The 10,551-nt window shown below is 44.2% G+C and carries 12 protein-coding genes and 1 pseudogene; 2 read left to right on the top strand and 11 right to left on the bottom strand.

The features are described 5' to 3' along the window. Both VZ94_RS26130 and fdxA read left to right on the top strand, forming a co-directional pair. A partial coding sequence (locus VZ94_RS26130) for a hypothetical protein (protein ID WP_157844971.1) occupies positions 1-297 on the top strand: 297 nt, incomplete at its 5' end. Between the two features lie 675 nt (positions 298-972). Further along, a complete protein-coding gene (fdxA, locus tag VZ94_RS17745) occupies positions 973-1,296 on the top strand; it encodes a ferredoxin FdxA (RefSeq protein ID WP_045780238.1) in 324 nt (107 codons plus the stop codon). 49 nt (positions 1,297-1,345) lie between these two features. Here the strand turns inward: fdxA and VZ94_RS17740 are convergent, their stop codons facing one another. The 11 genes and pseudogenes from VZ94_RS17740 to VZ94_RS17700 form a co-directional block, all read right to left on the bottom strand. After that, positions 1,346-2,527: an O-succinylhomoserine sulfhydrylase gene (locus VZ94_RS17740; RefSeq protein WP_045780237.1), complete on the bottom strand. Its 1,182-nt coding sequence runs from the start codon at positions 2,525-2,527 to the stop codon at positions 1,346-1,348. An 86-nt stretch (positions 2,528-2,613) separates the two neighbouring features. Further along, positions 2,614-4,122 carry an amidophosphoribosyltransferase gene (gene purF, locus VZ94_RS17735; protein ID WP_045780236.1) on the bottom strand — a complete coding sequence of 503 codons (1,509 nt, stop codon included), beginning with the start codon at positions 4,120-4,122 and terminating at the stop codon, positions 2,614-2,616. A gap of 22 nt (positions 4,123-4,144) precedes the next feature. Next, positions 4,145-4,636, bottom strand: a complete 492-nt coding sequence (locus VZ94_RS17730) for a CvpA family protein (protein WP_045780235.1) — start codon at positions 4,634-4,636, stop codon at positions 4,145-4,147. Between the two features lie 15 nt (positions 4,637-4,651). Then, positions 4,652-5,464 (bottom strand): SPOR domain-containing protein, encoded by an 813-nt coding sequence (locus tag VZ94_RS23615; RefSeq protein ID WP_052700705.1) that lies wholly within the window; start codon positions 5,462-5,464, stop codon positions 4,652-4,654. Next, positions 5,464-5,643, bottom strand: a complete 180-nt coding sequence (locus VZ94_RS32490; protein ID WP_109867719.1) for a hypothetical protein — start codon at positions 5,641-5,643, stop codon at positions 5,464-5,466. The genes VZ94_RS23615 and VZ94_RS32490 overlap by 1 nt, the downstream gene beginning before the upstream one ends. Beyond that, positions 5,636-5,860 carry a glutamate ligase domain-containing protein gene (locus VZ94_RS32485; RefSeq protein ID WP_338040506.1) on the bottom strand — a complete coding sequence of 75 codons (225 nt, stop codon included), beginning with the start codon at positions 5,858-5,860 and terminating at the stop codon, positions 5,636-5,638. Before VZ94_RS32485 ends, VZ94_RS32490 begins: the two co-directional genes overlap by 8 nt. Further along, a complete protein-coding gene (locus tag VZ94_RS17720) occupies positions 5,775-6,743 on the bottom strand; it encodes a bifunctional folylpolyglutamate synthase/dihydrofolate synthase (RefSeq protein ID WP_338040505.1) in 969 nt (322 codons plus the stop codon). The genes VZ94_RS32485 and VZ94_RS17720 overlap by 86 nt, the downstream gene beginning before the upstream one ends. An 18-nt stretch (positions 6,744-6,761) precedes the next feature. Further along, positions 6,762-7,697, bottom strand: coding sequence for an acetyl-CoA carboxylase, carboxyltransferase subunit beta (gene accD / locus VZ94_RS17715; protein ID WP_045780234.1), 936 nt, complete (start codon positions 7,695-7,697; stop codon positions 6,762-6,764). Positions 7,698-7,699: 2 nt separating this feature from the next. Then, positions 7,700-8,514, bottom strand: a pseudogene (gene trpA / locus VZ94_RS17710) (tryptophan synthase subunit alpha). Then, positions 8,511-9,719: a tryptophan synthase subunit beta gene (gene trpB, locus VZ94_RS17705; protein ID WP_045780233.1), complete on the bottom strand. Its 1,209-nt coding sequence runs from the start codon at positions 9,717-9,719 to the stop codon at positions 8,511-8,513. The pseudogene trpA and the gene trpB overlap by 4 nt, the downstream one beginning before the upstream one ends. Before the next feature lie 13 nt (positions 9,720-9,732). Next, positions 9,733-10,356 carry a phosphoribosylanthranilate isomerase gene (locus VZ94_RS17700; protein WP_045780232.1) on the bottom strand — a complete coding sequence of 208 codons (624 nt, stop codon included), beginning with the start codon at positions 10,354-10,356 and terminating at the stop codon, positions 9,733-9,735. Between the last annotated feature and the right edge of the window lie 195 nt (positions 10,357-10,551).

Here is a 10,551-nt window from a genome sequence, read left to right as displayed (position 1 = left end):
TTAGTTGTAAGCTGCGCTGTTTTGTTGGTTCCTGTTTTAATGTGGTGGTTAATCGGGCAACATTTAAAAAGACTGGAAGAAATTCAATTAGACATAAAAGAAATATTTAATAAATTTGAAAATAAAAAAGAAAGTGCCGCTCAATTTGTTGACGAAAAACGACAAAGTTTAGTTGACAGATCAACATCAATTACTGTGGTTTTGAAAGCTTTGAAATGGCTTGGTTTTACTCCGGTTATTGCTGCTATTTTGTTGTTATTTAATAAGTTTCCTGTAATTCCAACATTTTTTTTATGATGTATATTACTTTATTGTCTATTTTGTATTTTGCAGATAAGGCTAGCAATGAGGATTGTTTTCTCCAAAAGCTCTTGGCTTGTGTTTGAAAGGCTTCGATATCATGTATCTACCTACAAACTCGCTTTACCCCAATTCCAACCTAGTTACCTCAAACATTTATCTAAATTAACACCATGCACACCTATCCCTACCCTACCCAGATGATTTGCTCATTACTTCAGGTAAATCCCCGCAAGCTCTGGAAAAAGAACTGGCTTAACAGAGCAATTACAGAAGAATGGAATTTACGTGCGCCAAAGTTTGGTAGATGCTGTTTTGCGGGATATTGGTGAATAAAGCATATCAACGCGTAAGGTCCAATAAGGGCAACCGCATCGTTAGTTTTTCGCGGTTTATGCGGTTTCTATTTTGCAAAAAACAGCTGATTTGTTTCTTTTTTTATGGCGTGACATCAAATCAACTACACAACCGCATGGACGCTTTCTATCCAAATGAAAAAATCACTGAAACAACAAAGTGCTATACCCTTTAAGCCCGGAAAAGATGCTCACTTGAACGTATTCCTGAACGGCAAACAATCCATACAATAGATGTTTTATGACAGGTATTCTGCTAATATTAGCGCCCACTTCTCTTAACACAATAACACTAGAACTATCTTAGGTAAGTATTATGGCTTTTGTGGTCACCGAAAACTGTATTAAATGTAAATTTACTGACTGCGTGGATGTCTGCCCAGTCGATTGCTTCCATGAAGGGCCTAACTTTTTAGTGATAGACCCAGATGAGTGCATTGATTGCACGTTATGCGAGCCTGAGTGCCCGGCTAACGCAATCTTCGCAGAAGATGAAGTCCCTGAAAATCAACAACAATTTATTCAATTAAACGCCGAATTGTCTAAAACATGGCCATCGATTACCGAAGTAAAAGAGGGCCTGCCAAACGCTGATGAGTGGAATGGCAAAGAAGGCAAGCTCAATTTGTTAGAAAGATAATCGTGTAACGCTTAGTTGGGGGCTACAACGCCAACCCAACTAAGACAGGTTACAGCCCCCTAGCCAGGTCTTGTTGAATATCATCGATATGCTCAAGTCCTACCGAAATGCGTAGTAATCCATCACTAATACCAGCCGCCGCGCGCTGTTCAGGTGTTAATCGTCCATGTGTCGTACTGGCAGGATGGGTAATAGTCGTTTTAACATCGCCTAAATTCGCCGAAATAGATACCATTTGAGTCGCATCAATTAAGCGCCACGCTTCTTCTTTACCACCCGCCAACTCAAAACTGACAATACCGCCAAAACCGGTTTGTTGACGTTTAGCGATGTCATGCTGAGGGTGACTGCTTAAACCTGGGTAATACACTTTATTAACCGCAGGCTGTTGTTCTAACCAGGTTGCTAACGCTAGTGCATTGGCGCTATGGGCTTGCATTCTCAACGCTAAGGTTTCAAGGCCGGATAAAAACACCCAAGCATTAAACGGACTCATGCTCGCACCGCAGGTACGTTGATAAGGATAAATGCTTTTTTCTATGATGGTTTCATTCGCCACCACCGCACCGCCCACACAGCGGCCATGACCATCGATATATTTAGTCGCTGAATGCACGACGACATCAGCACCTAAGTTCAAAGGCTTTTGCAATATCGGTGTACAAAAGCAATTATCCACGACTAATAAGCAACCGTGCTTATGGGCAATATCGGCAATAGCTTGTATATCGCCTATTTCGGTTAAAGGATTAGACGGCGTTTCTAAAAATAATAAGCGGGTTTTCGGCGTAATTGCCGCTTCCCAAGCCGCTAAGTCAGACAACGGTACAAAATCTGTCGCAACGCCGAATTTGCCTAAGTAATTTTGTAGCAATAATACCGTGCTACCAAACACGCCGCGCGAGCACACAATATGGTCACCCGCTTGTAATAAGCTAATGCCAACCGCCATAATCGCCGCCATGCCCGAAGCAAAGGCGACACAACGCTCACCTTGTTCTAATGCGGCTAGGCGTTGCTCAAACGCATGTACTGTTGGATTAGTAAAACGAGAATAAATATTGCCCGGCGCTTTGCCGGTAAATCTTAACGAAGCATCTTCAGCATTATCAAACACATAACTAGACGTGGTAAAAATCGGAATGCTGTGCTCGTCTTGTTCGGTACGCTGATGGCCTGTTCTAATCGCTATTGTTTCGGGTTGGTAAGGCGTCTGGTTAGAATCGTTCATGTAATTTTAGGGTAGTTAATCGGGTCACCAACTTAAGACGGGATAGGTCATTCAGAACGCCCTGTCCCGTCATAAGTGTGTAGTCGTTAATCGCAATTTTGCATTTCAACAATGAATTGACCGCTGCCGCGCTCACTACGCGCCGAATCGTTACGCAACGCTTCTATGCGCTCTAAGTAGACGCTATCGATATCGCCGGTAATATATTCGTTGCTAAAACAAGAGGTATCAAAATGCTGAATCTCAGGGTTGCCTCTGCGCACGGCCTCGATTAAGTCGTCTAAATCTTGGTAAATAATGCGGTCAGCACCAATTTCCTGACAAACATCTTGCTCGGTTCTATCATGCGCGATTAATTCATGGGCTGCCGGCATATCTATGCCGTACACATTGGGGTAGCGCACTGGCGGTGCTGCCGATGCAAAATAGACTTTTTTCGCGCCAGCATCTCTGGCCATTTGTATGATTTGCGCAGATGTCGTGCCTCTAACAATTGAGTCATCGACTAATAACACGTTTTTGCCGTCAAATTCCAAATCAATTGCGTTTAATTTTTGCCGTACTGATTTTTCCCGCATTTTCTGACCCGGCATGATAAATGTTCGGCCTATATAACGGTTTTTCATAAAACCTTCGCGGAATTTGACGCCTAAGATATTGGCCATTTGTAACGCAGCCGTTCGGCTGGTATCAGGGATAGGAATCACTACGTCAATATCATTATCCGGCCATTCGCGTTGTACTTTCTCAGCCAGTTTAGTCCCCATGCGCAATCTAGCTTTATAGACCGAAATATTATCGATAATCGAATCTGGACGCGCGAAATAAACATATTCAAAAATACAAGGACAATGGTCAATGGTGTCTGAGCATTGCTGAGTATGTAATTTACCGGACTCTTCAATAAATACCGCCTCGCCAGGCGCAATATCTCGAATAAGTTTAAAACCTAACACATTAAGCGCTACGCTTTCTGACGCAATCATGAATTCCGGGCCAGCGTCGGTTTGGCGCTCACCAAACACCACGGGCCTTATACCATGCGGGTCTCTAAAGCCTAAAATCCCAAAACCTGCAATCATGACCACCACGGCATACGCGCCACGGCAACGTCTATGCACACCGGAAACGGCTTGGAACACGTCGTTAACGGTTAAATGCAATTTGCCTAGGCTTTGTAATTCATGGGCAAACACATTCAGTAATACTTCAGAATCCGAGTCGGTATTAATATGACGTTGGTCTTGTACGAATAACGCTTCTTTCAACTCTTCAGTATTGGTTAAATTGCCGTTATGCGCCAACGTCAAACCAAAAGGCGAATTGACATAAAACGGCTGTGCTTCAGCAGAGCTGGTACAACCGGCTGTAGGATAACGCACATGGGCAATCCCCATATTACCTCTAAGCTTTAACATGTGTGCTTCATTAAACACATCGCGGGTTAAGCCGTTATCTTTGCGTAAATGCAAACGGCCATTTTCGCAGGTCACAATACCTGCCGCATCTTGGCCTCTGTGTTGCAAAACCGTTAATGCATCGTAAAGCTCTTGATTAACGGGAGTATGGGAAACGATAGCAGCAATACCACACATAGTGTTTACCTAGAAGTAAAGATTATCTATATCGAACACGTTTCGTAATATCAAACGAAAGATGATCATGCAACCAAATAACAGTTGCTTGGAAAGGTGGAATCAAGCGCGACTTATTCCACCAAGACGATTGTGGCAGCACGGATAACCCGGCTAGCAACACCAAAATAAAGACAAATATCAGGCTATGCATTAACCCCAAAACCATGCCCACTAACCTATGGCTTGTTGTCAAAGCAGCCGATGTTAACGCCTGGCCTAAAATTAACCGTATCAATCCACCGACAGTGACCGTAATAGCGCATAGCAGGATATACGATGCTGCCAATCTAGCAGAAGCATCGTTAATCATAGTCGTTAAAAACATCGTAAATTCAAGGCTAAAGCCTAAACCGACTAATACAGCCAATAACCAACATAGCAATGAATAGGCTTGAAGTATCAAACCTTGCCAAACGCCGATTAATAGCGTCATTATCGCTAGGCCTATAATCACATAATCGGCCCAAATCATAACGAACTCGAATAATTATTCAGCAATCAACAAAGTTTTAATGCGCTGTTGATCTAGGGTCGATTTCATCGTCAGGGCACGATTTTTATCTAATTCAGGTCCTACTTTTAGTCGATAAAACGTACCTTTACCACTGACTTGTATGGTTTCTAATTTAACAGGCATACCTTGCTTGCGTAAACTTTCTGACAACGCGAGGGCATTTTCTTTTTGGCTAAAACTTCCTGCTTGAATATACCAACGACCACCTGAGCTGGCGGTTGCGGCTGGCTTTGTTTTAGCTGGTGCTACAGGCGCAACGGGCGTAACAACAGGTTTAGCGACTGTTGTCGATGGCTTAGCAACCGGCTTTGTGGGTTGTGGCTTCACTTGAGGTTTAGCGACGGGCTTCACGACTTCCTTTTGCACAGGCTTCGCAGGCGGTGGGGTCACTGCGACCGGTGGCTCAGTCTCATCAACCACGCCTGTATCTAATTGTGGTGTTTCATTGTCGCCAGCCTCTTCAGCGGGATTGGCTGAAAACTCTTGCTCTTCACCCTCTGACTCGATAGCGGCTTGCTCATCTTCAGATAAAATTTTCTTATCGTCTGCAGCCGGAGTTGTTTCGGTTGTTGTCACAGACTCAGGCTGGCCAGCTTCAACGGGGGCCTCAGGCGATGGTTGAGCCATTTCTTCGCTCGCACCTGTAGGGCCACTAGGAATGGGTAATTGGCTGACAACAGGCGCTGCCTCTTCAACAGGCTCGTCAAACAACATAGGAATAAAAATTGCCGCTAAGGCTGTCACAACTATTGCGCCAATGATTCGTTGGCTTAATTCCTTATTCATTATGTCAACTCACCTTTTTCGTATTCTGTTAAACAATCGGATATTAAAAAAAATGAACCGAAAACAACTAGCAAACCATCGTGGTTAATTCGACTCTTGGCCTGATGAAACGCTTCGGTAAAATTATTAAAACCAAAGGATACATTGGCTATCGCTGTTTGTAAAAAAATCTCACGCATTAACGTTTTCAGACGCTGCTCTTGGATTGACCAAGGGCGCAAAATACCAGTGCTCGACCACAGGCTTCATAATCGCTAATACGCCAGCAATATCTTTGTCTTTCATCATAGAAAATACCGCATGTATTTTCTTATCTGGGTAATAAAGACGCAAATGTTCGGCTAAGGTTGTCACTGCTTGCGGGTTGTGACCAACATCCAACAAAAACTGTTGCATCGCCAGGCAGTAATTGAAAGCGGCCATTTAATTTGACATGAGCCAAACCATAACGAATAGCATCAGTACTAACAGGTAAACGTGAATTTAATAACTGCACAGCAAGAATGGCTGCGGCAGCATTGCGAAATTGGTGTTCACCTTTTAAAGCAAGCTCAGGCAAAGACTCTAATACGCAATCATCGGATTGCCAACGCCAATCGGCACCGGTTTTTTGATAACCAAAATCACGGTTGATTTGATATAAACACGCCTGCTTTTCCTGCGCAGTAGCAATGACCGAAGCCGGAGGCTCAGGATCGCCGACAATAGCCGGGATAGCGGCCCGAAAAATACCCGCCTTTTCCCGACCAATAGCTTCACGGGTATCGCCTAGCCAATACGTGTGGTCAATCCCGATACTGCTAATAATGGCAATATCAGGATCAACGATATTAACGGCATCTAATCGACCGCCTAAACCAACTTCTAGCAACTGAATATCCACTTGCTCGCGCCAGAAAATATCTAACGCGGCTAATGTGCCAAACTCAAAATAACTAAGCGAAAGCCCGTCGCGCACCGCTTCGATTCTAGCAAAAGCACTGCAAATCATGTCGTCGCTAACCGGAACGCCATTAATTTTAATACGCTCGTTATATCTTAAGATGTGGGGCGAAGTATAAGCAGCGACACGATAGCCTTGTGCGCAAAACATAGCTTCTAAATAAGCAACACAAGAGCCTTTACCATTAGTCCCTGCAACAGTAATAGTTAATGGTTTTATCCCATCTGGGTTAAGCGCACGATAAACCTGCTCAGCACGGTCTAAACCTAAATCAATAGTAACTGGATGAAAGTTTTCTTGCCAAGCTAACCATTTCTGTAAAGTGTCAAAATGCATTGAAGTAACGACGCTCCATTACGCCGTTTGCTCAGCATCATTCGACGCAGCTTGAGCCGTGTCAATCGATGTTTCAGCGCTGACAAAGTGTGAATTTTTACTACCTGCCGTTAACATCGCTAAAAGACTCGCAATTCTATCGCGCATATCTCGCCTATCAATAATCATATCTATCGCGCCATGTTCTTGTAAAAATTCGCTACGCTGAAAACCTTCGGGTAATTTTTCCCGCACGGTTTGCTCTATTACTCTCGGCCCAGCAAAGCCGATTAACGCATTCGGTTCCGCAATATTAATATCGCCCAACATGGCAAGACTTGCCGATACCCCACCCATCGTTGGATCGGTCATCACAGAAATAAAAGGAATACCCGCATCTGATAACTTGGTTAACACGGCGCTGGTTTTGGCCATTTGAAACAATGAATATAACGACTCTTGCATACGCGCACCGCCACTAGCGGTAAATACAATGAACGGCACACCCAGTTCTAAGCTTTTATTCGCGCCTCTGACAAAGCGCTCGCCCACAACAGACCCCATAGAGCCGCCCATAAATTGGAAATCAAACGCCGCGACGACAATGTCTTGACCTTTTAGCTTGCCTTTATAGACAACTAACGCATCGGTTTCTTTGGTTTGCTTTTGCGCAAGCGTAATACGCTCTTTATATTTTTTAATATCTTTAAACTTAAGCGGATCAACCGGTTTCATCGTCTTAGCAATTTCTTCTTTATTGCCTTCGTCTAAGAACATGTCCAATCGAGCTCGTGCTGAGATGCGTAAATGATGACCACATTTAGGGCATACACTGGAGTTTTTTTCTAACTCTAAGTTATACAGAATGGCATGGCAGCTTGGGCATTTATTCCATAAGCCTTCCGGTACCGTATTCTTTTTAACCGAAGCATCTGTTCGGATGATGGCAGGACGTAATTTCTCAAACCAACTCATGGTTAACCTCTCTCATCCATAGCGGTGCGCATAGATGTTAATAATTCAATAATTTCTTGTTGAGCTTGCGCTAAATTATCAAGATTGGCTTCAATTTTGCTAATCAACGCACTGCCAATCACAACGCCATCACCGAGCTCAGAAACTGTTTTAGCCGTTGCTGCGTCTTTAACACCAAAACCAATGCCAATAGGCGTATCAGTAATCGCGCGAATTTGTTTCAGCTTAGCTTCAACATTAGCAGTATCTAAATGACCCGCTCCGGTTACGCCTTTTAACGACACATAGTAAATATAACCGCTACCAATATCGGCCATTTTTTTAATACGCTCTTCGCTGCTATTGGGCGCTAATAAAAAAAAAAAATGGGGTCAATTTCGCGTGCTTTTAATAATTCGCGGCATTCTAAGCCTTCTTCAGGTGGTAAATCGACGGTTAACACACCATCGATTTCAGCGCGCTGAGCGGCATTAGCAAAGTCCTCATAGCCCATTGCTTCAATAGGATTCAAATAACCCATTAACACTAACGGCGTATGTTGATTGGTTCGTCTAAATTCTATCGCCAAGTTTAACGTCTTTTTCAAACTCATTTTATGCAATAAGGCTCGTTCACTCGCGCGTTGTATCACAGGGCCATCGGCCATAGGATCAGAAAACGGCACGCCTAACTCTATGACATCAGCCCCCGCAGCCACCATGGCATGCATGAGCGGTACAGTAAAATCTGGCTTAGGATCACCGGCAGTGATAAACGGAATTAACGCTTTACGGCCAGAAGCGGCCAATTGCTGAAAAGTAGCGACTAATCGGCTCATAGTTCTATCCCCTCGCGTTTGGCCATTGTCTGCATATCCTTGTCACCACGGCCCGATAAGTTGACGATAATAATTTGCTCTTTGCCCATCGTGGGCGCTAACTTCATGGTATAAGCCAAGGCATGACTAGACTCTAAAGCTGGAATAATACCTTCCATGCGTGTTAACGCATAAAAACCTTCTAAGGCTTCATTATCGGTAATGCTGGCATAACGTGCTCTACCGGTATCTTTCAACCAGGCATGTTCAGGCCCTACGCCGGGATAATCCAAGCCAGCTGAAATGGAGTGCGTTTCGATAATTTCGCCATCATCATCGGCCATCAAATAAGTGCGATTACCATGTAAAACACCCGGACGACCGGCAGCTAACGGCGCAGAATGGCGTCCTGTTGCGATGCCATCGCCAGCGGCTTCAACGCCGATAAACTCAACCGAATGGTCATCGATAAACGGATAAAACAAGCCCATCGCATTTGAGCCACCACCGACACAAGCGACTAACGCATCAGGTAAGCGACCTGTTGCTTCTAAACATTGTTGCTTCGCTTCGCGGCCAATAATCGCTTGAAAATCTCTAACCATTGCCGGATAAGGATGCGGACCTGCAACAGTACCTATGATATAAAACGTGTTATCAACATTGGTTACCCAGTCTCTTAACGCTTCGTTTAGCGCATCTTTTAATGTTTTTGAACCTGAGGTCACCGGCACCACTTCCGCACCTAATAATTTCATACGGTAAACATTAAGCGATTGTCTAGCCACATCAACTGCGCCCATGTAGACCACGCATTCCAACCCTAAGCGTGCTGCAACGGTCGCCGTCGCTACGCCATGTTGACCCGCTCCCGTCTCAGCAATAATACGGGTTTTACCCATACGTTTCGCGAGTAACGCTTGCCCTATCGTGTTATTAATCTTATGTGAGCCAGTATGATTTAAGTCTTCGCGCTTTAAATAAATCTGCGCGCCGCCAAGTTCACGACTCCAACGCTCAGCATAGTATAAAGGCGACGGTCTACCGACATAGTATTGTAAATCGGTATCTAATTCGGCAATAAAATCAGGATCGGTTAAATACCGTTGATAAGCCTCATTTAATTCTTGTATCGGTGGAATTAACGTCTCTGCGACAAAGCTCCCACCATAAGGGCCAAAATGTCCCAGGGCATCGGGCATATTATAGTTTTCGTTGTTATTCATTTTGTCCAAACTCTTAGATTTTAAAATTATTGACGGCAGTGATAAAAGCCGCCATTTTTGCTGGATCTTTAACGCCCTTAGCGCTTTCTACGCCGCTGCTCACATCCAACGCATAAGGTCTAACCGCTATTAACGCGGTTTCGACATTACCTGGTTCAAGCCCACCCGCTAAAATAACCGGCAAAGGCAATTGGGCTGGAATTAAGTCCCAATCAAAACACTGTCCCGTTCCACCTTTTGCGCCATCATGATAAGCATCTAATAACAGTCCTGTCGCATCATGATAAGAGGCCGCCAATTCAGCGACATCCATTCCGGGTTTTATGCGTAATGCTTTTAGATATGGCCTTCCGTAAAGCCTACACGCTGCGGGTGGCTCATCACCATGAAACTGTAGGCAATCTAACGGTACCTGCGCCAAAATGTCTCGAATCATGGTTTCATGCTCATCAACAAACAAGCCCACTACCGTAGTAAAAGCAGGCAAAGCCCTCACAATGGCTTGAGCTTGTGTAATGCTGACATGCCTTGGGCTAGCCGAATAAAACACTAAACCAATGGCATCAACCCCTAGTTTAGCGGCGGCTACCGCATCGTCAACGCGGGTAAAACCGCAAATTTTAACGCGAGTTCGCATAAAGTGATACAGGATTTTATTGGATAAAAGATTTATGAATAATGTAGAAATGTTTGGTAACGTTCTTAATGTGACTATATAAAAAACTGTTGTTAAAAACAGCCTCACAAAAGCTAACGAGTCGCTATCGCGATAGTTTTATGTTAAGCCGGTTCTCGCACCGGCAAGCGAGTTACTTTCTTTTGCGTCGCCAAA

This window comes from Methylocucumis oryzae (assembly GCF_000963695.1).
Classification (GTDB): Bacteria; Pseudomonadota; Gammaproteobacteria; order Methylococcales; family Methylomonadaceae; genus Methylovulum; species Methylovulum oryzae.
Note: the sequence above shows the minus strand (reverse complement) of the source record. Positions and strands in the feature narration are given on the sequence as shown.

Bases quoted from the DNA above. Each gene is read 5' to 3' on its own strand.
- fdxA (WP_045780238.1), top strand. From the start codon at position 973: ATGGCTTTTGTGGTCACCGAAAACTGTATTAAATGTAAATTTACTGAC.
- VZ94_RS17740 (WP_045780237.1), bottom strand. From the start codon at position 2,527: ATGAACGATTCTAACCAGACGCCTTACCAACCCGAAACAATAGCGATT.
- purF (WP_045780236.1), bottom strand. From the start codon at position 4,122: ATGTGTGGTATTGCTGCTATCGTTTCCCATACTCCCGTTAATCAAGAG.
- VZ94_RS17730 (WP_045780235.1), bottom strand. From the start codon at position 4,636: ATGATTTGGGCCGATTATGTGATTATAGGCCTAGCGATAATGACGCTA.
- VZ94_RS23615 (WP_052700705.1), bottom strand. From the start codon at position 5,464: ATGAATAAGGAATTAAGCCAACGAATCATTGGCGCAATAGTTGTGACA.
- VZ94_RS32490 (WP_109867719.1), bottom strand. From the start codon at position 5,643: ATGCGTGAGATTTTTTTACAAACAGCGATAGCCAATGTATCCTTTGGT.
- VZ94_RS32485 (WP_338040506.1), bottom strand. From the start codon at position 5,860: ATGCAACAGTTTTTGTTGGATGTTGGTCACAACCCGCAAGCAGTGACA.
- VZ94_RS17720 (WP_338040505.1), bottom strand. From the start codon at position 6,743: ATGCATTTTGACACTTTACAGAAATGGTTAGCTTGGCAAGAAAACTTT.
- accD (WP_045780234.1), bottom strand. From the start codon at position 7,697: ATGAGTTGGTTTGAGAAATTACGTCCTGCCATCATCCGAACAGATGCT.
- trpB (WP_045780233.1), bottom strand. From the start codon at position 9,719: ATGAATAACAACGAAAACTATAATATGCCCGATGCCCTGGGACATTTT.
- VZ94_RS17700 (WP_045780232.1), bottom strand. From the start codon at position 10,356: ATGCGAACTCGCGTTAAAATTTGCGGTTTTACCCGCGTTGACGATGCG.